We start from the raw sequence: 22,301 nt of genomic DNA, 5'->3' as shown, positions 1-22,301 counted from the left end.
ATACCCGTGGTCATTCGAGCCGCAGCGTTGTCAGCGGCAATCTGAATTAACCTGACGGTATGACTTTATACCGCCGCGTAATGACCAGCCAAACGTCAACATGGCAGAAAGCACTAACGCCCCCCGAACAGCATTGCGCTGCTGACGCCTTGCCAGTCAACCACTTCTCCGCCGATCAGCGCACCAGAGGCCAGGGCTATCTGGATCACGCACACCAGCAGTGCCTGCCCGGCTTCAGGGGCCTGAGGGACGGCGGCAAACATCCAGTTGGTGGCACAAACCGGCACCGCCCCGAACGCCAATCCCCAGACCAGCACCATCAGAGTAGCTCCGGGGATCCCGCTAAGGAAAGGGGAAACGATCAGAATACCGGCCAACATGGCGGTGATCAGAATAAAGGTGGCACGCAGGTTATATTCCCCCAGCCTTTCCCCCAGAAAGGTTCCCAGCAGGCCGATGGCACCGTAGGCCAGCAGTTGCAACGAAATAGCCGAAGGGCTGAGCACAAACACCTGTTGTAACAGTGGACGCAGATAGGTGTAGGCGGCAAAGTGACCGAAAAACAGCAAGACGATGGCGATTAACCCAATGCGCGCCATCGGTAACCGCAGGGGTAACAGCAGATCGCCTGGTGCTACCGGGCGGCTTGGCGGCACCGAAGTGAGCAGGCGTAACTGTGCCAGCAACACGAGCCCCGCCAGCACGGCGCTGCTAAAGAATGCCGCACGCCAGCCGAACAGATCGCCCACCATCGCGCCTGCGGGGACCCCACAAACGGCACCGACGGAGATGCCGCTCAGGATCAGCGCGGTTGCCCGGCCTTGGCTGCTAACCGGTACCAGGTGGCGGCCATAGTTGGCGGCGAAGGACCAGAAACCGCCAACGCAGACCCCCAACAGCACGCGGCCAAGCAGCATCATGGGGAAATTGACAGCCAATGCGGAAACCAGATTGGAAACAATCAGCAGTGCGGAAAGGCCCAGCATCAATAACCGCCGGTCGAGCCGTCCGGATATCAGGCTCAGAACCGGCGCAGCGACGGCGGCGACAATCCCGGGCATGGTGATCATCAGCCCAGCTTTACCGGTACTGACGTCCAGGGAAGGCGCGATGTTGGTGAGCAGCCCGATGGGCAGGAACTCGGTGGTGACCATAACAAAACAGGCAACCGTCAGCGAGAAGATCGCCAGCCAGGGTGATGATGCAGGTTTATCTTTATTATTCAGCATAATTGCGCTCATTTCAGGTGAATACGCGGATCGTACGGCCAATCTGCGAGTGATCGGGATCACAATTTACGCAATGATGAGCGGGGAGATAAATCCATAATCCATGGTTACACTGTTTCTACCGGGGAATAATCACGCCAAGCCACTATGGGCGCGGGTTGGCTGGCAAAAAAAGCGTAAAACCATTTTCGCATAAGCTTATGTCCTGGGCACAACGGGGGTTGTGCCAGCGGCCTCAAAGCCCTGGTGCTTTCCAGAGGGAGGTGGTCAAACCATGATCGACCAGCGTTAACTGATCGGCATACACTTCCTGCCAGGTCAGGGTTTGCTGGCGGTAAAGCTCATGGTTGGCCTGATTGGGGTGATATTCACTTTCCCAGCGCACCAGACGTTCACCGGTTTCCGCCAGCGATTCGTATAACCCGGCGCCGACTCCGGCGGCAATGGCGCAGCCCAATGCGGTGGCTTCCTTCACCACGGGAACCTGTATCGGCAGGCCAGTGACATCGCTGAGAATCTGGCTCCACAACCTGCCTTTTGAACCGCCGCCTGCAAACACCAGCGAAGCCGCCTGCACGCCGGAAAATGCCGCAATCTGCGCCAGATTGCAGGCGGAGACTATGGCGGCATTCTCCTCCAGCGCGCGAAACAGGGTTTGCTTGTTACAGCGCGCCGGATCGATCGACAGATTGATAAACGACGGCGCCGCGTGATACCAGGTTTTAAAATGCATGGCATCCGAGAAAATCGGCATCACGCCGTAAGCGCCGGGCGGCACTCGTGCGGCCATGTCTTCCAACAGGCTATAGGCATCAACCCCCAGCCGCTCGGCCAGCAATTTCTCCTCGGCGCAGAAAGCATCGCGGAACCAGCGCATGGTCAGGCCGGTAAAAAAGCTGATGGATTCCGCCTGCGCCATCCCAGGGATAACGTGCGGGTTGATGCGGATGTTCATTTCCGGATCGGTCATCGGCTGCGGCAGGTTCACGATCTGCTGCCAGAAGGTTCCCCCCAGCACCGCCGTCTGCCCGGCACGAACGACTCCTAACCCCAGGCTGCCGAGCTGAACATCGCCGCCTCCCATCACCACCGGAGTGCTACGCAGCAAGCCGGTTTGCTCCGCTGCCTGGGGGTGATATGGCCCAACAGCGTGCCGGTTTCTTTGACCGGGGAGAGCAGGTCGGCGCGTAGTCCCGCCATATCCAGCAACGCTGGCCGCCAGTTGCGGCTGACCAGATCCAGCATCCCGGTGGTCCCGGCATTGGAAGGGTCCACCGCCAGTTCGCCGCTCAGCATAGAGGCCAGCCAGTCGCTGATCATGGTAACCGTTGCCGCCTGCTGATAGATATCCGGCCGATGATGCGCCAACCACAGCAGGCGCGGCATGGCGCTCAGTGCCAGAGTCTGGCCGGAATATTGATATACCTCCCGTTCGAAGGTGAAGTTATGCAGCTCTTTCAACTCGCTTACTTCACGGCTGGCACGGGCATCAACGTTGGCACAGGCCCAAATCGGCATGCCTTCGCGGTTGTATAACACAATGCCCTCGCGCATCGAACAGCAGGCTATGGCGCGGATTTGTTGTGCTTCGGCCTTGGCCTGTTGCAGGGCCTGGCGGATACATTGGCAAACCAACTGCCAGTTATGGGAAAGATCAAACTCCATTGAGCCTGGAACACCCTGCACCGCAAGGTGCTGCCATTCCTGCTGGCCATACGCAATCTGGTTGCCTGCCAGATCAAAGATCACCGCGCGGATACTGCCCGTCCCTGCGTCTAATGCCATCAAATAGTCTTGCATAGCTCACGCTCCCCCAGGGTTCAGATCTTAACTATAGATGGCGTGCGCCGAGGGTGCGGCTGGGTGGGGTGAGCAATCTGTGAGCTGCGCGACAAAATTGTTGCCAGAAGGGGGAAATATAAGAGGATCCCCCTATGTTTGGTTATTGGCTGGATAAAAACAGGAGCAACTATGCAAGTCACACTGGTAGAAATTAACGTTAAGCAGGATAAGGTAGACGAGTTTCTGGAGGTGTTCCGCGCCAATCATCTGGGTGCGCTCAAAGAACCGGGCAACCTGCGTTTTGATGTGTTGCAGGATGAACATATCCCGACACGTTTTTATATCTATGAAGCTTACCAGGATGAGCAGGCGGTGGCGGCTCATAAAAAAACGCCGCATTATCTGCTGTGTGTCGAAAAGCTGGAGGCCCTGATGACCGGCCCGCGTAAGAAAACGACCTTTATTGGCATAATGCCTGAATAGCCTCTTTGGGCTGTGAACCGGGCCAACGGTATCGCAGCCTGCCTTTTCTAAATCCGCCCACTCTCTTTCTTTCGATAATACAATTAATTAGCTATTTTTAATGGCGTCGTCTTCTTCATTTTTTGCTATTTTTGCGATTTTTCTCTTCATGGAAATAAAAATGAAAAAGAGTTTTAAAAAATGAAATAATGTTTCATTTTTCGTGATTGAGATCGCGATTCAATAACTTTCCAGCGGTAAAAAAACCTTTGCATGCTATCACTGTGCGCATCGAAGGCCTGTTAATCCTCTTCACCTTTCACGCCTTAGAGTTACCGTTGGGGAGCCTGAGTTGGCCAATCAACGGCAACTTGACATTTTTAGGTATAGAGAAAGTCCTTCAAAAATAACGCCAATAAAATTATGAGGGAAATTGTGGACATATTGCTTAGTTTAGTGAAAACACCGTCAGTAATAATTGCCATAGTCGCTTTTTTAGGATTGCTTTTTCAGCGTGCTCCGCTCTCAAGGCTGATCACTGGGACGTTGCTGTCCTTTATTGGTTTTACCATGATAAAAGTGGGCGGCGGCATTTTGATGAAGGTGCTTACCGCCTTCAGTTCGCTGTTTTCACAAGCATTTAACATTGTCGGTGTGGTGCCGAGCAACGAAGCTATTATGGCGGCAACCATCGATAAACTGGGGGCCACGGCAGCGTTGATCCTCTTGTTCTCTATGTTGCTGAATATTTTACTGGCGCGTTTTACTCGCTTCAAAAATATTTATCTGTCGTTGCATCTGGTATTGTTTATGGCCTTTGCGCTAACCGCAGTACTTTCTGAACTCGGCTACAGTCATCTGGCTATCGTCACTATCTCATCGCTGTTTATTGGTTTTTATATGGCAGTGTCGCCATATATCTTAAGCAAATTCAGCCGGGATATTATTGGTTCCAATGATTATTCCATTTCCCACGCGGCGATCTCTTCATACATTATTGGTTCTTATATGGGGAAATGGTTCGGCAATAAAAAACACGATACTGAACACGTTGTTATCAGCAACAAATTCGACTTTATCCGTGAGCCTAATGTTGCCACGCTGCTGACCATGTTAATTTTGCTGGTCGTCTCTTGTATCTTTGCTACGCAACCGCAGGTCAAAGAGGCTATGGGCATGGTTTATGGGGCCGGGGCAGCGGACAAAAACGTGCTGATTTTTGTACTGGAACAATCCGCTATTTTCGCATGCGGCCTGTATATGGCTAAGGCAGGGGTAAATCTGTTCACCGCCGAGATTGTCCCGGCGTTTAAAGGCTTTGCCAAAGTCTTTGCGCCGGGGGCTGTGCCGGCGGTTGATGTGATGGTCTTATTCACCAAAGCACCGAATGCCACTTTGATTGGTTTCCTGGTCAGTTTTCTGGTGGAGTTGGTGTGCATCCTGATTTTCCCGTTTATCGGTTTACCCATCATCGTACCCGGTATTATGGCCAGCTTTATTACCGGCGGCGCAGCGGCGATCTTCGGCAATGCCACCGGTGGATTCCGTGGGGCGATAATTGCCAGCACCATTAATGGACTGTTGTTGTGCGTGTTCCCGGCAATCACCTTACATCTGTTTGCCGGTCTGGGGGCTAATGGTGTGACCTTCGCCGATCCTGACTTCACGATTTCATCTTTGTTGATCAACACGGTATTTGGCTGGTTTAAATGATGCTGTGGTAGGCCGTTGCCTTATGGCTTTAACGTTTTCCCTTTACCGCACTCTATCTGCATAGCGTGCGGTAAAGGTGTTTATGGAGCTTTAATGCACTTAACGGCGTTATCATTGATAACAATGGTAATTTTTTCGATTTGGCAAACCTCTTTGAAAGCCTTCCTTATCAGTTTAATGATCAGTAAGTCATCACTAACCAAAAGAGAGAACGATATCCTCAAAAGGATACTCTCTGGTATGAAAAATAAAGAAATTACGAAAGAGCTTTTCATAAGCAGTAAAACTGTGGGAACACACCGCTCTAATATACACAGCAAATTGCACGTAAGAACTATTACGGAACTTTACTTTAAATTAAAATCAGATTCATTGATTCGATAGTCATGACCAGGACATTGCTTGGAATTTTCGAGGGAAGAAATGAATAACCTGATAATGATCAGTCGCTGTCAGTACTTGTTGCTGGGGCTTAGGTTTTTGTTCGCAATAGAAACTAAAGGTATGGGGTAGTGTGTCGAGTATGAATTTTTCAGTTTCCAGAAATGAACTTACTATGACCAATACTATTTTAAAAGAGAAGAAAAGCGCCACATATAATAGAGTTAAAGGGATCTCTATGACACCTTGTGAAATATCGGTGTTTGATTCAGTTATGAAAGGCGTTAGCTTAACCACATTGGCCTGTATTAATGGCCGAAGCATTAAAACGTTGAACCATCATAAACGTAATCTGATGAGGAAGTTGGGTGTAATAACCAATATGGAGCTGTATAGATTAGCCAAGCATGACTTAAGAATATAATTTCTTTTTTTAACCAGTGTTTAAATTCAATATAAATAATTGTTTAACCTCGCTGTCTGTTTTACCCTGCGCCGTGTTATAAGTGGGCCTTGTTATAGCGTTAATCCGTGCGGCAACGAATACAAGGGTAGGGAAATGATGATATGGCTTAACCGGTTGGCTTTGCCGCCGTTAGTGATGGCGTCAAGCGCTGCGGGTATGCTGATAATGCGCTGGTTGGCCAGCGGGCTGTGGCAAGACAATGCTCTTATTCTGCTGGTGGCCGGTATGTTGGCTGCGGCTTCTGTTGTCATCATGCTAAGCGCCAGCTTGGCTTTCCGCCGTGCCGGAACCACCATTCACCCGCAAAAACTTCAACAGGTTAATACGCTTATCGTCGGCGGTATGTTCCGCATCAGCCGTAACCCGGTGTATTTGGGGCAACTATTATTGTTGGCGGCCTGGGCGCTGGTGTTAGGGGGATGGGCGGTGTGGCTGGGGTGGTTAATCTTTTTTGCCTATTTGAATGGCATCCAGATACCGCGAGAGGAAACCTTTCTTGCTACACGTTTTGGTCAGGACTATGCGGTTTATTGCCAACAGGTGAGACGCTGGCTTTAAACAAAAGGCTCCCCGGTATGTGAACCGGGGAGGGGGTTTATTCTTCGTTATTGCGGGCCATCAATTGGCGCTCATGCTCGTCACTGGCCGCCTGGATCTCTTCCAGCACCGAGCCGACGTCTGCCCGCTTGTTGCTTTCGGTAAATTTACCGGTCAGTTCGCTTTCTGGCGTCAGGTTCCCTTCCTGATACAGTGCCCAGATTTCTTTGGCATATTTGCTGCCAAGCAGTTGCGGCGCATACTGGCCGTAATACTGCGTCATATTATTGATGTCACGCTCAAACATGCTCTGGGCGTGATTGTTGGCGGCGGCATCCACCACCTGCGGCAGATCGATGATTACCGGCCCGTTTTTATCCATCAACACGTTAAATTCAGACAGATCCCCATGAACCAGGCCTGCACACAGCATGCGCACTGCGTAGTTCATCATCAGAGCGTGATCGTTCAGTGCCTGTTCCTGCGTTAACGTCACATCGCTCAGGCGAGGGGCCACCAGGCCTTCTTCATCGGTGATCAGTTCCATCAGCAATACGCCGTCCAGGCAGATATCCGGCTGTGGCACGCGCACACCGGCTTTAGCCAGCAGGTACAGCGCATCCACCTCGGTGTTCTGCCAGGCTTCTTCCTGCTGCTGGCGGCCAAACTTGGAGCCTTTGCTCATGGCACGCGCATCGCGGCTGTTGCGCACCTTACGGCCTTCCTGATAATGCACGGCCTGCTTGAAGTTACGCTTGTCTGCTTCTTTGTAGACTTTGGCGCAGCGGATCTCTTCACCGCAACGCACGATAAACACGTCGGCTTCTTTGCCACTTTTTAAACGGCGGATGACGTCGTCGATTAAACCATCATCTACCAATGGCTGGAGTCGTTTTGGAATTTTCATGCAGCCTTGTACCCTATTTAGGCTCCGGTGTGAATGGGGTCGTAATGTAAATTTTGACCAGAAAGGCAAAAATCAGTTTACCACCAGGGTGATACGTTGCCACCCCGGCGGGTGTTCACCTATCCTCGGTAATGACCCAAACGCTGACGCTGCCACCGTTGACCGGGAAATCCGCATTACCCTGTTCGTCGGTCATGATATCTTCCTCGCGGTTGCCTAGGAAGTCATGCCAGGTTTTATGCGCAAAATTATCTCCCAATGCGATGGTTTTACTGCTTTCAGCCCCGTTAGTCATCACTACCACGCAGCCTGGTGCCTCTTCTGTTCCACTGCGGCTGAAGGCGATGCAGTTCTGGTCATCAAAATAGTCGTTCTGGATACCGTTGGCAAAACGCTGACGGGCCTGGATCAGCTTTTCCAGTTCGGGGACAACGGGCATTTCAATCTGGTAATCACTACCGTCATCACCCTTATCGGTATAGCTGGCACCGTACATATCCGGATAAAACAGGCAGGGAACCCCTTGTTCGCGGAGCAGGATCAAGGCATAGGCCAAGGGTTTGAACCAGGGTTCAACCGGTGCTTCAAGCGATTGCAACGGCTGGGTATCATGGTTGGCAACCAGGGTTACCGCATGCGCCGGATCGGTGGCGACGAGCGTTTCGCTGAATATTTGCGCCATGTCGAAGCTATCGCCCTGCTTAGATGCCAGGTGAAACTTCAGTTGCAGCGGTACATCAAACAGCATCACCTTACCACCGACCCGCGCTAAATACTGTTGCAATGCCGCCAGATCGTGTGACCAGTATTCCGCCACGATAAACAGGTCGCGCTGTGCCGCATCGCGTACGTGATCGCTCCACTCCTTGAAAAACCAGGCGGGAATATGTTTGGCGGCGTCCAAACGGAATCCGTCGCAAGGCAGGGTCTCCATCAGCCAACGGGCCCAGTATTTCAACTCCTCGACGACGGCACCGTTGCGCAGTTCCACGTTCGCCCCCATCAGGTAATCGAAATTGCCGAACTCGTCGTCAACCTGATCGTTCCAGCCTTCTTCACCATAATCGTTGGCAATCTTGAAGATGCCTTTATCGTCCGGCTGCTCGATATAATCGACACCGCTAAAACATTTGTAGTCCCAGATAAATTTGGAATAGGTGCCTTGCCTTCCGGGGAAGGTGAAGCGGGTATAGGCCAAAGCGTTGATGCCTTCATCGGCGATATCGTTGCGGTTATTGGCATCTACCTTGTGGACATACACCGGCTCTTTTTCATCAGCCCCGATTTTGTGATTGAACACCACGTCATAAATCACCCGTATATCGTTTTCGCGTAATGCGTGTACGGCATGTACCAGGGCCTCTTTATCACCGTATTTGGTGGGGCGAGTGCCTTTTTGTTCAAACTCCCCCAGATCGAACAAATCATAGCTGTCGTACCCCACCGAATAGCCGCCAGCAGCCCCCTTATAGGCCGGTGGCAGCCATAAATCGGTTACGCCTAGCTCAGCCAGGGCCGGAGCACGCTCGGCGGCTTCCTGCCAAAGTTTACCGCCATCCGGGTAGTACCAATGAAAGAACTGCAGTAGCGTGGTTTTTTTGGTCATGGAACCCTTTCCCGATTAGCCAGAATGAAAACGTCAGGCGAGCTATCAGTCGCCATCGATTTAAGCATGGGCTACTTTTGCTAAAATGGAAAACCGCGAGCAGGCAGCCGCATGGCTGCCTTAGGGTAGATTAACGTTGGCTTGCTCCTTGCCGGGTCTGCTGCAGGTGGGTGATCAGGATGTTTTTTGACGGGTTGCCCAGGCGATCTACTCCATCAGAGAAAATACCGTTGATATAGTTGGAGCGGTTATCCCTCTGTAGGCATTTCCCTTAATGAAATCCTGATATTGCTCATATGGGGGGCAGCCCTGCGAATTGTGAGCGGTTTCAACGTTCGGCTTCTCACGTTATGTGAAGATATAACTGATTGATAACAAAACACTAACGGAGTGACAGGCATGATGGAGTATCCGATGGGCGTTTCTGCGCTGGTCACGCTGGTCGTGATCGCCTTATGGGCGACGTCCCGTTTACCTGAATACCTGGTTGCTCTGCTGTTCTTTGCCGCGGTGATGGTGTTGCAACTGGCACCGGCGGCGGTGGTTTTTTCGGGTTTTGCCTCATCGGCTTTCTGGCTGGTATTGAGTGGTTTTGTACTGGGTACGGCCATACGTGCGACGGGTCTGGCAGACAGGCTTGCCAATCGTATTCTGCCTCTGTTGGCTGGCTCCTGGTCACGGCTGGTGGGCGGTGTGGTGGCCATCAGCTATGCACTGGCGTTTGTCATGCCCTCAAATATGGGGCGTATCACCCTGTTGATGCCCATCATTATGGCGCTGGCGGGCCGAGCCGGGTTGGCTGAAGGCTCGCGTGGCCGTTACGGTCTGGCGCTGGCGGTGGGGTTTGGTACTTTCCAGCTTTCAGCCAGTATTCTGCCTGCCAACGTCCCTAATCTGGTGATGAGCGGGGCGGCAGAGAGCGCCTTCGGGATTCACTTTACTTATTTGTCTTATCTGATGCTGCATGCGCCAATCCTTGGGTTGGCGAAAGGCGTGTTGCTCACGTTGTGCATCTGCTGGTTGTTCCGCGCCAAACCCCAGAGGGTAGAAAAAAGCCTGAACAGCATGCGCTCAGCGCGGCGGAATGGCGGCTGATTATGTTACTGCTGGTGACCGTGCTGCTGTGGATCACCGACCGGTGGCATGGTATTGCGCCTGCCTGGGTGGGGTTGAGCGCCGCCTGCGTCTGTCTGCTGCCGCGTATCGGTTTCCTGACCGGCGATCAATTTGCTGCCGGGATTAACATCCGTACCTGTATCTATGTGGCAGGGATCCTTGGATTAACGGCGTTGGTGAGCCACTCCGGGCTGGGGGATTTGCTTGGCAAGGCGTTGCTGGACGTCATGCCGCACACACAGGATCGGCCATTTGTCGCTTTTAGCTCGCTGATCGGTATCACGGCCTTGCTGAATTTTGTGGTCACGGCGAATGGTGTGCCAGCGCTGTTCACCCCTTTGGCACAAGTGCTGTCAGAGGGCAGCGGGCTACCGTTGATCACGGTTTTGATGACGCAGGTAATTGGCTATGCTACACCGCTGTTGCCGTATCAGGCTGCGCCGATCGTTGTGGCGATGGGAATGGGTAAAGTTCCGCCGCGTGAGGGGTTAAAGCTATGTCTGCTGGTGGCGGCGCTGACTTTTGGGCTACTGATGCCGCTGGATTACTTTTGGTTCCGGCTATTAGGGTGGTTTGGCTAGGTTCAGATAGCCAAAAGGCGGCTAAGGGCCGCCTCTTTGCGCTAAAACCGTTTAACGATTAATTATAGATAATCGCAGTACCGTGCAATTTGTTGTTGCCGGTAGTGGAGATGATCTGGAAGGATTTAGCTCCGGCTTCCTCTGCCTTGGCGGCCAGCTTGTTTTCCAGTGAGGTCAGGTTAGAAGCCCCACCCACGCTGATAACGCCAGCTTTTTGCAGGTCTGCCGGTTGGCTGTTGACCAGTTCCGCGGCAAAACCGGCGAAAGATACTGAGGCCAATGCGATAGCTGCGACGGTCATTTTCAAGTTTTTCATGGAGTTATTTCCTAATCTCTCTATGTTTAAATAACTGTTCTGGTAGCGCCGTTAAATTAATTAACGATCGATAACTAAATGCTAATCCCTTCTGGACGGGGATGCAATACTTTTTTATAATGATCGTTAAGTTAATTGTGCGGTCATGTCCTGGCAGGATAAGTGAGGCTCTATGAGTATCAATGAAGAGGCAGGTGCGAAAAAATCACGCGGCAGGCCAAAGCAGTTTGATCGTGCTCAGGCACTTGATCGCGCTCTTGACCTGTTCTGGCGCCATGGCTATGAATCCACCTCGATGGCGGATCTGGTTGAGGTAACCGCAGCCAAAGCTCCCACGCTATATGCGGAATTCGGCAACAAGGAAGGGCTGTTTCGTGCCTCGGTAGAGCGCTATCTGAGCCGGTACGCCGAATGCTACAACCAGTTGTTGCAGCAGGATCTGCCGATAGCCGAAATTGTGGAGGCTTATATCCGTACCTCCGCACAGGTGTTTACCGATCCCGGGAACCCTTCCGGCTGCTTTATGGTCTGTGCCTCGGCAGCGCTGTCTGCGTCTTCAGATGATCTGGCCGAGATGCTGCGAAGAAAACATCATATGCAGGAAACCAACCTGCAAGCCTGTTTTGACCGTAAGGTACGGGAAGGGGAGTTGCTGACCGATACCGACACGGCATTGCTGGCGAAATACATCATTTGCATCATTGAAGGGATGTCGGTACAGGCGCGTGAAGGGGCCAGCCGCGAAGATTTACTCCGGTTGCTCGATGCTACGATGAGGGTATGGCCTCTTTTGAGCCAGATGGGCAACAGCGTTTAAGTTGGGTTTCCCCCTTTGCCTGGCAGGAAAAGGGGGCATGGCTCAACGTGCTGTCAGTTTCATATGCAGCAAGGGGAAGGGCTTGCCTTGGCCATCCCGCTCCGAGCGGCCTGTCTGGGTAAAACCGTAGTGTTGGTAGAAACCAAGCGCCTGCGGGTTTTGTTCGTTGACGTCCAGCAGCAGTTCATCATGCATGGTTGCAGCCTTCGCCAACAGGGCTTTACCAATACCTTCGCCACGCCGTTCGGCATCAACAAACAACATCTCAATCCTGTTGCCATCCAGACCAATAAAGCCGCACGGCTGCCCGGTTTGATCTTCTGCCACCCAAACGCTCACGGCGGGGAGGTAGTCGTTGAGGATCAGCGGATACAGCCGCGCGATATCTGTTTCACTGAGGAAATGGTGGGTAGCGCGTACCGAACGCTGCCAGATCTCAATCAATTGCTTATTATCTTCAGCCCTGCGGGCTCTAACAGTTATCATCGGCAGTCCTATCCTTTAATCGATTAGCCCGTTTTTGAGACTTTTACGCGTGATCCAGGCTACGGATACGTTTTACACTAGGTAAAGCGAAACATCCTGTTTTTAGTGTGCGGCATGATCCTGCACCGTGAACCCATTGAGGTGATATGAACGAGTCACATGTACTTGCTGAAGTCAGTAACGAGAACCAAACGCTGGTCGCAGTGGTTCAGCAAGATAGCCGGGCCGCCTATTTTTATATCTACCCAACGGAAGAATACAGCGAACGCTTTCAGGTTCGCGCCTGTTGGCTTCGTAACCTGGGCACCGCCCCTATTCAGGAAGATCGCGCCGCGATGGAAGCCGGGCAGGCACCCATGCTGGCCGCAGAGTTTTGCCGTAACCTGGAAGGCGAAGCGCCGCTGAGCCCGGAAGGTTTAATGGTCGTCTGGGCCGCAAGCGATGATGGCGCCGCCTTGTGGTATCACGGCCAGTTGCTGGCGGTGATCCCCGGCTGGAGTTTGTATATCGATCACTCGGTGTGTTATTCCGCCAGTTGCATCAAAGAAAGCCCGTTGGCTTACCCTCTCGGTTCCGCCTCTACCAATACCCAATATGCGCAGGCGGAAGAGGCGCGCCAGTTCTGGCGCAGTTGGCAGCGGGAAGAGGGCAACCCGTGGCCGAAAATGCAGAGCGATTATCTGGCGCACTATGAACAGCACTTCGGCCCCTCGGTCAAATATTACGCCATCGATCAGGGCAAATGGCCGCCAATGGCCATCAGCCAGCATGAGCGTGACGGGATTTATTATTTCCTGACCATGGGAGTCAGCATCCGGCCAATGCCCTGGGTGGAAATCCTGTTCAATGACGATGCGCCACAGCACCGCCGGATGGAAATGGCAATGGCCATTGATGGGCAGTACATGACCGAAGAGAATGCGGTGCAGATGGCCAGCGCGCTGGCCGGATTTGCTCATGTTCCCTGGGCGAAAATTACCTGGTTTGGGGAAGGGCATACCCTGGCTTCGGAAGTGGCTCCACAGGGCTACGAAGGCTATGTACTCTCTTCTTCGTTCTACCCTTATGCCGAGCACCTGGTATTACCTCAACGGGATGGCGATCCGGTGAATATTTTCTGGGCCAGCCCGGTATTTGAAGCCGAACGCGTATCAGCGCACGCCACGCCAAACGGTGGCCATGACCTGGTGAAGAAAATGCGCGAGCAGGGCGTTGATCATATCTTCCGCCCGCGTCAGCCATTGATCTGAAATACTGGCAGGTAGCGGCTACCTGCCAGTAACTTACTCAGGGAAGGTGACTGGGAAGGATACCGGCACCTGCCTGGCGGGTGACGATAGCTTTGACCTCGTTCACGTCATCAACATGCAGCCGTAGCGTCGGGCTCCAGCCAACGTCATCCGTAAGCCGATCGGGCGCAGAAACTGCGGCATTATAAACCGCCAGCAAATCGGTTGGCTCACCGTTAACCAGATTCCCCTCGGTCAGAATGTGCTGGCCAGCGTAGCGTTTGATGATTTTGCTGGCTGGGATGCCCTCTGCCAGATCAATCGCATTTTTTTCCGCATAAATGGCAGATTCAAATCCGACTCCCCACAGGCTGGTAAAGTCCTTGGCCGCCAAAACTTCGGCGTAATTGTTATAGACGTCCACTTGCCCAAAACGCACGCGTGGAGCCCGCTGGCCAGGGTTACGCCAGTGATTATGGTGCATTGTGACCTTGAGCTTATCGCGGTCATCTATGCGGGAGTCGGAAGAACCAATCAGGTTAACCTTGTCGTGATCGTCAAAGATATTGTAGGAAGCGGTGACATAGTTGCTGCTATGGGTGATATCCAACAGGCCGTCATGCACCTGGAAAGTTCGCCCATATACCTTCGGCAATGACTGGCGCGGATGTTCCCCATCATCAAGCGTGACGTGATCGATCCAGGCATGCTGTGTCGTCATTATCGACAGATTATCGTAAAGGCCATTCCAGTTACCGGCACTGCCATCCGTGGGATCCCATTCAGGGAAGCAGTCGTAAGCATCGGAAACCCGCAGGTTCCGGACGATCACGTTTGAGACATCTCTGACCAGCAGATGAGCGCCAATAATATGGGCATTTTTCCCCACGCCAATCAGAGTCACGTTAGAGCCGAAACGTTGCTGAACCTGCTTACCTTGCAGCTTGGTCGCTTCAATCCTCGCGTCTTCCAATGGGCCGGAAGGTGTCACCATTCCCCAGGGGCCTTCGGGATTAAAGTGTTCGATAAAGTCGTCCATGCTAAATGCTTTCCCTGTGTCGGCGACCGTTACCTGTTTGGCCAAGGCGTTGCAGGTCATCACGCCGTTACCCTCGCTGTTTTCCATGGCATTGATCGTGCCTTTGACATAGATAATGCGCGGCGTAGTTTCATTCTGCGCCTTGGTGCCACCCAGCGCATCGCGCAATTCCTGCCAGGTGTTAACTTCGAAAACGTGGCTACTGTCGGCCGTGCTGCCACCAGTGACGCCTGGGCCATAGGAACCCCAACCATCGCCTGAAGCTAATACTTCGCGGCCCAGATCCTTTGCTGAAGCGGGCATACTGTAAGCAAAACTGGCGGTAAGAATTACTGCCATTGTGCTGGCAAGTGCCGTGCGCCGCAGAGTAACGTATTGATGCATAATGACTCCTGTCATAATTGATGGTAAATTTTTCAACAAGATGCCGATCTGAGAAGCGCTAAAAGCCACCTTTTCATCGCGCTGTAACCCGCCTCCTGCTGAACGTAACCCTCTTAAGAAAATCATCACCTACCTTTAAATAGGTAAGCAAAATTAACTATAGAACCTTATTTTTAATTTATGGAAACATTGTTTTAATATTTGTGTTGGCGCACGTTTTTGCGGGTTATTTAAATCGTTGGGCATGTCCTAACGCCGTGGTTTGGCATAGTATTAAGCGCAAATCCCCCGCTTGGAGTTCGCTATGAAGTCAGCGTTGTTAGTCATCGATGTACAGCAAGGCTTGTTCACGCCGCCACCGGCAGAGGCAGAGGAAGTGTTGATGAGGATTAACCAACTCAGTGCGCGCGCCCGGCAAGCTGGCGCACCGGTTTTCTTTATTCAGCACCAGACGGCGCACCAGGAACTGCCTTATGGCAGCGACGCCTGGCAGATCCATGCCGAATTACAGGTGAAAGCAGGGGATCACCGGGTAGATAAAACCACGCCGGACTCTTTTTTGCGTACCCATTTGGGGAAACTGCTGATTGCCGAAGGGGTGACACAGTTGGTCGTCTGCGGCTATTCCACCGAGTTTTGTGTCGATACCACCACTCGCCGGGCCGCCGGATTGGGTTACCCGGTGATGCTGGTGGCGGATGCACACACCAGCCACGATAAACCGCATGCCAGCGGGTTGCAGATCCGTGCCCACCATAACGCCACCTTGTCGAATATCGAAAGTTTCGGCGTGTTGATCAGCGCGGTGCCTACAGAAGAGATCCGTTTCTGAGGGCTGATATCGCCGATGCGAAGTCATTGACGCGGTTTAACCCCCAGGGTAACGTAGTGGCATGAATATCTTCCCGTCTATTACATCCTCTTTTTACTGGTGGCGCCTTTTCTAAAGGCGGCATGGGTTTATTCATCCCTTATTTATTAATGCCGCCGGTTCTGGCGGCATTTTTCTCGCGTTGATCCGGCGGTCTGTTATCTCCCAGGAGCAATGCGATGAGTTACACCATTCTTACCGGCGATCGAGCCACAGGTTCACTGCACTTAGGCCACTATGTCGGTTCACTGCGTCAGCGCGTTGAGCTGCAACACCATCACCGGCAAACGGTGATGGTGGCCGATTTGCAAGGACTGACAGACAATGGCAGCAACCCGCAGAAAATCAGTGCCAATGTGCTGAACGTGGTGGCCGATTATCTGTCCGTGGGGATCGACCCTGTCAAAACCACGATATGCCTGCAATCTGCACTGCCAGCGTTGGCAGAGCTGACGATGTATTACCTCAATCTGGTCACCGTTGCGCGGTTGGAGCGCAATCCTACGGTGAAAAGCGAAATCATCGAGAAGGATTTCTCTCGCAGTCTGCCCGCCGGTTTTCTGATTTATCCGGTCAGTCAGGCGGCGGATATCACCGCATTTGGCGCAACGCATGTGCCAGTGGGGGAAGATCAGTTGCCGATGCTGGAACAGACCAACGAAATTGTCCGGCGCTTTAATCGCGTTGTCGATCGGGAGGTTCTGGTGGAGTGCCAACCGTTGCTGAGTAACGTTGGCCGCCTGCCGGGTCTGGATGGGCAGGGTAAGATGTCGAAATCACGCGGCAACACCATCATGCTGGGGGCCAGTGCTGATGACGTCCATAAAGCGGTGATGAGCATGTTTACCGATCCTAACCATCTGAACGTTAGCGACCCTGGTCAGGTGGCAGGCAATATGGTCTTCACCTATCTGGATGCATTTTGTGACGATGCGGCGTTAGTGGCGGAACTGAAAGTTCAATATCGCCAAGGAGGGCTGGGGGATGTGAAAATCAAACGGCTGTTGGAGGATTGCCTGCAAACTCTACTGGAGCCTATTCGCAGCCGACGTGCGCAGTACCTGGCCGATAAAGGTGAACTGATGCGCATTCTGCAAACGGGTAGCCAGCGAGCCCATCAGGTGACGCAGAGCAGGCTGGCACAGGTTAAAGCGGCATTAGGGCTGGATTTTTTGCCTGAAATGACACCCCCTCTCTGGTTGGAGAGGGGATGTCACTCTCAGACCGCGCTGTCGGTGATCGGGTGTTTCACGATAAACACATAAGACAGTGCGCCAATCAGCGTCACGCAGGAACAAATGGTCAGTGCCAGGCTGAATGAATGGGTGGTATCGAGGATCCAACCGGTAATGACCGGCGCGAACGACGCGAATACAAAGCTGGCAAAGTTTTGAATGCTGCCCACCGAGGCGGTCATTCGGGAAGTTACCGCCACGTGGATCAGCCCCCAGCAGGAGGTACCGGCAAAGTGGATACAAAACAGCGCCATACTGATCAATGCTACCGCGCTGGCGGTGGTGGTGGCCTGAGCCACAACGGCGGTAAAGCTGGCAGAAAGCAGCATCCCGGCAACGATACAGATTTTACGGCTTTTGAGCGGCGCCATACCCCGGCGCACCAGGAAATCGGTGACAAATCCATTAGACAGCATGCCCGCAGCACCAAACAGGAACGGGATCGCCGCCAGCATACCCGTACTTTTCAAATCCAGATGGTAGGTCGTTTGCAGATAACCCGGCAGCCAGGCCAGATACAGCCAGGCGGTGTAGTTGATGCCGCTAAAGCCGATCATCATCCCCCACATGGTGCGGTTCCGGAACAGTGAGCGCCATTCCTTGAAGTTCATCGGTTCACGGCGTGCGCTGACGCTACCGGCGTTGAGATAGCTTTGCTCCTGCGCACTCAGATTGATGTCTTCACGGTTGCGGTACAGCATGTACCAACCGCAGGACAATGCAATACCCAGCACACCGATGGTGATGAACATACCGCGCCAGCCTAACAGCAGCATCATGGCGGTCAGGATCGGTGGGCTGATGGCCAGGCCGATGGTGGACGCCGAGTTAAAGATACCCATCGGCATACCGCGATCTTTAATATTGAACCAGTCGTTGATCACCTTTACGCCACAAGGGTTCATGGGCGCTTCGCCGATCCCCAAACCGATACGCACCCAGATAAACTGGGTAAAGTTGTGGATCATGCCGGACAGGGTTTGGAAAAGTGACCAGACAAACATCCCCAGGCCCAGCATAATGCGCGGCCCTTTACGATCCAACAGCGGGCCACAGGGTAATTGGGCAATACCGTAGGCCAGTGAAAACGCGGAAAGCAGCAGGCCGATCTCGGTACCGCTCAACCCCATTTCTTCACGGATCGTTGAGTTGGCTACGGAAAGCGAACTGCGATCGAGAAAGTTAATCACTGCGGCCAAAAATAGCAGGATCATCGCTGTAGTCTGGATCTTTTTAATTCTTGCGGAACGTTCAATGACTCCGCCTATGGGAATAGGATTAATACTATCCGAATAACTTTCTTCCTGTTCTTTCCCATTACTCACGGTGGTTATTTTTTCCATTTCTCGCCTCTAGAATGCGGTATTAATAATTTTTATTTTTCCGGGGCCGGGCCCTGGATAGTTTTTTACCACGGTATTAGTCAACCTTTCGGCTGTGAGCCTAGGCGGCGAAAATGTTTCATGGTGCCTTTTTTAACCGGTTCCGTGCGGCGGTTACGGTTTTGCTGTTCTTTATCGGTTTTAAATCCCGTTTTCAGCGGTTTTTTATCAATAAAAATCAGACGGCATCCTGTTTGATGGAACGGACCATCGATTGTTTGGCGGTATCAAGATGGCGATGCAGTTCACGGGCCGCCTCCTGATCGTTACGGCAGATTAGAGCGCTCAAAATAGCCATATGCTCTTCAATTGCAATAATATTTCTTTGCTTCAGATCGGTTTCATCCCACTGGTAGTGGAAGTGAAATATCACCGATATGATCTCCAGCGACTGGTTGAAAAACGGATTATTGGCCGCTGACAGGATCAGGGTATGGAAATCGCGGTCCAACTGGGAGAACAGCCGATAATTATCGCTGATGGTATCGCGTAGTTGGCGGTGGCGGTTTAACAGTTCCTTGGCCTGCAACCAACGGCTGTCTTGCTCTGGCAGGTTGATAAAGCGTGACAGGGCGTGGGTTTCCAGCATCTGGCGCAGCTCAAACAGCTGCTCGGCGTAGTTCTGGTCGAACTTTTTCATGCTCCATTGGCCACGCCGCACGTTGTCGATGAGATCAAAGCGGCTAAAGCGCAGCAGGAATTCCCGCACCACCACCGGGCTGACGTTCACTGCGCGTGAGAGCTGCAATTCAGTGAATGAATCCCCCGCCCGCAGCTGCTTTTGATTAATCATCTGATAAAAGGCTTTTTCAAACAGTTTGCCCTGCTCGTCCAGCGAGTGATTCATACATTCAAAGCCATCTTCAGCCTGCGGCATTCGCAGGATCACATAATCATCGTTCACCTTCTCCAGAACGCCACGGTGGAAAAGATGCGTTAGCGTGTGGCGTACCGTGGTGCGGCTGATGTTATACATTTCTGCCAACGCTGCCTGGGAGGGGAGTGGCGAACAGATATGGCCTTTGATCAGGCCGTCGATCATCTGATTCACCACATTTTGCCGGAGGTTCTGCGTTCTGCTCATTGGACTTCTCAATGGGGTTAGATGTTTTTAAAGCATTTAAAACCCATTTAAAGCGGTTTAATTTGTGCTGACTCACACTTTCCTATCGTCAGCCAAATCCCGATATCTTTTTTGCCGGATAACAACTCCCACATCACAGGAGAAAAAATCATGGCCACAATGAATACGCTAGTTTGTCTGGAGCCGACCCGGCTGGTTTACCAACAGCGACCCATACCGCAACCTGCAACGGGGGAAGCCGTGCTAAAAATCCTGACGGTAGGTATCTGCGGTACGGATATCCACGCCTGGTCCGGTCAGCAACCTTTCTTCAGCTACCCGCGGGTGCTGGGTCATGAAATATGCGGCGAAATTGTCAGTGTGGGTAGCCAGGCCAGCGATTTTCGCGTTGGGCAGCGTGTGGCGGTGATCCCTTATGTTTCCTGCCATCACTGCGGAGCCTGTAACAGTGGCAGACCCAATTGTTGCGAGAATATCTCGGTGATTGGCGTGCACCAGGATGGGGGGTTCAGCGAATTTTTAAGCGTGCCGGTGAGCAACCTGCTGGCCGTGGATGATGTGGAACCGCAGGCAGCGGCGCTGATCGAACCCTTCTCCATCAGCGCTCATGCCGTTCGCCGTGCCGCTGTAGGGCAGGGCGATCACCTGCTGGTGGTGGGAGCAGGGCCAATCGGCTTGGGGGTGGCGGCAATCGCCAAGGCGGACGGGGCCACAGTTATTGTGGCGGATACCAGTGCACAACGCCGCACCCAGGTGGAAAAAGTGCTTGGGCTGGCCACGCTGGATCCGGCAGATGTGGGTTTTGAGGCGGCTTTAAGGGAACAGTTTTCCGGTATGTTGGCGGCAAAAATCATTGATGCCACTGGCAACCCGCATGCGATGAACCACAGCGTTAACCTGATCCGCCACGGCGGCAGCATTACCTTTGTCGGTCTGTTTAAAGGCAACCTGCAGTTCTCCGATCCGGAATTCCATAAAAAGGAAACCACCATGATGGGAAGCCGCAACGCCACAAAAGAGGATTTTATCAAGGTTGGGCGGTTAATGGCCGCTGGGAAAATAACTGCGGAGATGATGCTTTCTCATCAATTTGATTTTTCTACCCTGGCAGAAAAATATGAAGCCGAGGTAATAAATAATCAACAGTTGATTAAAGGCGTTATTCATTTTAATTAAAAATTAAGCCCCGCTTGGGGCTTTCCGGATGCAAGGAGCAATAAATGAAGCAACTGAATCGTAGCGAATTTCCTGGCGCACAATATCCCGATCGTATTATCCAATTTGGTGAGGGGAACTTTCTGCGTGCTTTTATCGACTGGCAAATCGATCTATTAAACCAGCATACCGGCCTTAACGCTGGCGTGGTGGTGGTGCGGCCGATCGACAGTGAGCAGCCCCCTTCGCTAAATACTCAAGATGGGCTGTATACCACCATTATCCGTGGGTTGAATGAACAGGGTGAGGCGGTTTGTGAACCCAGGCTGATCCGCTCGGTGAACCGCGAAATTAACGTTTATCAGCAATATGACAGCTATCTGGCCCTGGCCCGCGATCCGGCTATCCGTTTTGTGTTCTCCAACACTACCGAAGCGGGTATCAACTTCCTGCCGGACGATAAATTCACCGATACCCCAGCCGCCAGTTTCCCGGCTAAGCTGACGCGTCTGCTGTTCGAGCGTTTCAGCCATTTTGCCGGTGCCGCCGACAAGGGCTGGGTGCTGCTGCCTTGTGAACTGATCGATTACAACGGTGAAACGCTGAAGGCGTACATTCTGCGCTATGCCCAACTGTGGCAGTTGCCGCAGGCCTTCAGCGATTGGCTGAATAACTGCAACACTTTCTGTTCCACGCTGGTAGACCGCATTGTTACCGGTTACCCGCGGGGTGAAGAGGCCCAGTGGCAACAGCAACTTGGCTATTGCGATAGCTTCCTGGACACCGCAGAACATTTCTATCTGTTTGTTATTCAGGGCCCGCAGTGGCTGGCAAAAGAGCTGCATCTGGACCTGTTGGATCTGAACGTTCATATCGTTGATGACATCAAGCCATACAAAGAACGCAAGGTGGCCATTTTGAATGGCGCGCACACGGCGTTGGTGCCGGTGGCGTTCCTGGCTGGCCTGAATACCGTCGGTGAGGCCATGAGCGATGAGCAGGTTGGCGACTATGTGGCGCGCACCATTGCCGAAGAGATTGTGCCGGTGCTGGACCTGCCGCAAGAAGAGTTAATGCCGTTTGCCGAGGCGGTTCAGAACCGTTTCCGTAACCCGTTTATTCAGCACCAGCTATTATCCATTGCGCTAAACGGCATGACCAAATTCCGCACGCGTATTCTGCCGCAACTGTTGGCTGGCCAGCAGCAGCATGGGGCACTGCCAAAGCGGCTGACCTTTGCTCTGGCGGCGTTAATTGCCTTCTATCGTGGTGAGCGGGAGGCGGGCAGTTACGCATTGCAGGATGATGCGCATTGGTTGACGCGCTTTACTACCTTGTGGGCCGGGGTCAGGCATCATGATGTCACCCTTGCAGCGTTAGTGGAAAGCGTGTTGAGCGATGAAGCGCATTGGGGGCAAAACCTCAATGAGGTGCCTGGTCTGACCCTGGCGGTCACCGCCGATCTGCAGGTCATCCAGGATCAGGGTATGCGTGCTGCATTACTTCAGCTTGGCAGCCATTAA

General features: G+C 52.7%; 17 protein-coding genes and 5 pseudogenes. 12 read left to right on the top strand and 10 right to left on the bottom strand.

Annotated features, from left to right (window positions below):
- Positions 1-30: 30 nt before the first annotated feature.
- Together ACQ86O_RS23915 and lsrK are read right to left on the bottom strand one after the other, a co-directional pair.
- A pseudogene (locus ACQ86O_RS23915) lies at positions 31-1,229 on the bottom strand (MFS transporter).
- Between the two features lie 235 nt (positions 1,230-1,464).
- Positions 1,465-3,029: pseudogene (gene lsrK / locus ACQ86O_RS23910) on the bottom strand (autoinducer-2 kinase).
- Between the two features lie 171 nt (positions 3,030-3,200).
- Here lsrK and lsrG point away from each other — a divergent pair.
- The 5 genes from lsrG (at position 3,201) to ACQ86O_RS23885 (ending at position 6,591) form a co-directional block, all read left to right on the top strand.
- Complete coding sequence (gene lsrG / locus ACQ86O_RS23905) at positions 3,201-3,494, top strand: (4S)-4-hydroxy-5-phosphonooxypentane-2,3-dione isomerase (protein ID WP_431223147.1); 294 nt, start codon at positions 3,201-3,203, stop codon at positions 3,492-3,494.
- A 402-nt stretch (positions 3,495-3,896) separates the two neighbouring features.
- The gene (locus ACQ86O_RS23900; RefSeq protein WP_431223146.1) at positions 3,897-5,186 is read left to right on the top strand and encodes a PTS ascorbate transporter subunit IIC; all 1,290 of its coding nucleotides are present in this window, start codon (positions 3,897-3,899) and stop codon (positions 5,184-5,186) included.
- A gap of 93 nt (positions 5,187-5,279) precedes the next feature.
- Positions 5,280-5,570, top strand: a complete 291-nt coding sequence (locus ACQ86O_RS23895; protein WP_431223145.1) for a response regulator transcription factor — start codon at positions 5,280-5,282, stop codon at positions 5,568-5,570.
- Positions 5,571-5,709: 139 nt separating this feature from the next.
- On the top strand, positions 5,710-5,991 hold the full coding sequence (locus ACQ86O_RS23890; protein WP_431225819.1) for a LuxR C-terminal-related transcriptional regulator: 282 nt from the start codon (positions 5,710-5,712) through the stop codon (positions 5,989-5,991).
- A gap of 135 nt (positions 5,992-6,126) precedes the next feature.
- On the top strand, positions 6,127-6,591 hold the full coding sequence (locus ACQ86O_RS23885; RefSeq protein ID WP_431223144.1) for a methyltransferase family protein: 465 nt from the start codon (positions 6,127-6,129) through the stop codon (positions 6,589-6,591).
- Positions 6,592-6,628: 37 nt separating this feature from the next.
- On the opposite strand, the gene ACQ86O_RS23880 is transcribed toward ACQ86O_RS23885, so the two are convergent.
- From ACQ86O_RS23880 to ACQ86O_RS23870, 3 genes and pseudogenes are all read right to left on the bottom strand, one after another.
- Positions 6,629-7,477: a PA4780 family RIO1-like protein kinase gene (locus ACQ86O_RS23880; protein ID WP_431223143.1), complete on the bottom strand. Its 849-nt coding sequence runs from the start codon at positions 7,475-7,477 to the stop codon at positions 6,629-6,631.
- 115 nt (positions 7,478-7,592) lie between these two features.
- Positions 7,593-9,083: an alpha-amylase gene (amyA, locus tag ACQ86O_RS23875; protein WP_431223142.1), complete on the bottom strand. Its 1,491-nt coding sequence runs from the start codon at positions 9,081-9,083 to the stop codon at positions 7,593-7,595.
- 154 nt (positions 9,084-9,237) lie between these two features.
- Positions 9,238-9,336 (bottom strand): annotated as a pseudogene (locus ACQ86O_RS23870) (CsgG/HfaB family protein); the annotation flags it as partial.
- Positions 9,337-9,482: 146 nt separating this feature from the next.
- Between ACQ86O_RS23870 and ACQ86O_RS23865 the strand changes: the two are divergent.
- Positions 9,483-10,780 (top strand): annotated as a pseudogene (locus tag ACQ86O_RS23865) (SLC13 family permease).
- Positions 10,781-10,838: 58 nt separating this feature from the next.
- On the opposite strand, the gene bhsA reads toward ACQ86O_RS23865, so the two are convergent.
- The gene (gene bhsA / locus ACQ86O_RS23860) at positions 10,839-11,096 is read right to left on the bottom strand and encodes a multiple stress resistance protein BhsA (RefSeq protein WP_431223141.1); all 258 of its coding nucleotides are present in this window, start codon (positions 11,094-11,096) and stop codon (positions 10,839-10,841) included.
- A 172-nt stretch (positions 11,097-11,268) separates the two neighbouring features.
- Here bhsA and ACQ86O_RS23855 point away from each other — a divergent pair, with 172 nt between their 5' ends.
- Positions 11,269-11,913 carry a TetR/AcrR family transcriptional regulator gene (locus tag ACQ86O_RS23855; RefSeq protein ID WP_431223140.1) on the top strand — a complete coding sequence of 215 codons (645 nt, stop codon included), beginning with the start codon at positions 11,269-11,271 and terminating at the stop codon, positions 11,911-11,913.
- Positions 11,914-11,955: 42 nt separating this feature from the next.
- Here ACQ86O_RS23855 and ACQ86O_RS23850 read toward each other — a convergent pair whose 3' ends face one another.
- Positions 11,956-12,399, bottom strand: a complete 444-nt coding sequence (locus ACQ86O_RS23850; protein WP_431223139.1) for an acetyltransferase — start codon at positions 12,397-12,399, stop codon at positions 11,956-11,958.
- Between the two features lie 146 nt (positions 12,400-12,545).
- On the opposite strand from ACQ86O_RS23850, the gene ACQ86O_RS23845 reads away from it, so the two are divergent.
- Positions 12,546-13,649 carry a suppressor of fused domain protein gene (locus tag ACQ86O_RS23845; RefSeq protein ID WP_431223138.1) on the top strand — a complete coding sequence of 368 codons (1,104 nt, stop codon included), beginning with the start codon at positions 12,546-12,548 and terminating at the stop codon, positions 13,647-13,649.
- 37 nt (positions 13,650-13,686) lie between these two features.
- Here the strand turns inward: ACQ86O_RS23845 and ACQ86O_RS23840 are convergent, their stop codons facing one another.
- The gene (locus tag ACQ86O_RS23840) at positions 13,687-15,051 is read right to left on the bottom strand and encodes a pectate lyase family protein (RefSeq protein ID WP_431223137.1); all 1,365 of its coding nucleotides are present in this window, start codon (positions 15,049-15,051) and stop codon (positions 13,687-13,689) included.
- 304 nt (positions 15,052-15,355) lie between these two features.
- Between ACQ86O_RS23840 and ACQ86O_RS23835 the strand changes: the two genes are divergently transcribed.
- Both ACQ86O_RS23835 and trpS read left to right on the top strand, forming a co-directional pair.
- Positions 15,356-15,883, top strand: a complete 528-nt coding sequence (locus tag ACQ86O_RS23835; protein ID WP_431223136.1) for a cysteine hydrolase family protein — start codon at positions 15,356-15,358, stop codon at positions 15,881-15,883.
- A 218-nt stretch (positions 15,884-16,101) separates the two neighbouring features.
- Positions 16,102-17,097: pseudogene (gene trpS, locus ACQ86O_RS23830) on the top strand (tryptophan--tRNA ligase); the annotation flags it as partial.
- Positions 17,098-17,141: 44 nt separating this feature from the next.
- Here trpS and ACQ86O_RS23825 read toward each other — a convergent pair.
- The gene (locus ACQ86O_RS23825; RefSeq protein ID WP_431225818.1) at positions 17,142-18,371 is read right to left on the bottom strand and encodes an MFS transporter; all 1,230 of its coding nucleotides are present in this window, start codon (positions 18,369-18,371) and stop codon (positions 17,142-17,144) included.
- Positions 18,372-18,717: 346 nt separating this feature from the next.
- Entirely contained in the window at positions 18,718-19,623 is a 906-nt protein-coding gene (locus tag ACQ86O_RS23820) for an FCD domain-containing protein (protein ID WP_431223135.1), read from the bottom strand.
- Positions 19,624-19,773: 150 nt separating this feature from the next.
- Here ACQ86O_RS23820 and ACQ86O_RS23815 point away from each other — a divergent pair, with 150 nt between their 5' ends.
- Together ACQ86O_RS23815 and ACQ86O_RS23810 are read left to right on the top strand one after the other, a co-directional pair.
- A complete protein-coding gene (locus ACQ86O_RS23815; RefSeq protein ID WP_431223134.1) occupies positions 19,774-20,799 on the top strand; it encodes a zinc-binding alcohol dehydrogenase family protein in 1,026 nt (341 codons plus the stop codon).
- A 44-nt stretch (positions 20,800-20,843) separates the two neighbouring features.
- Positions 20,844-22,301 carry a tagaturonate reductase gene (locus ACQ86O_RS23810; protein WP_431223133.1) on the top strand — a complete coding sequence of 486 codons (1,458 nt, stop codon included), beginning with the start codon at positions 20,844-20,846 and terminating at the stop codon, positions 22,299-22,301.

It is taken from the genome of Serratia sp. L9 (assembly GCF_050632285.1).
GTDB lineage: Bacteria > Pseudomonadota > Gammaproteobacteria > Enterobacterales > Enterobacteriaceae > Chania.
This window is presented reverse-complemented; position numbering and strand designations above follow the sequence as displayed.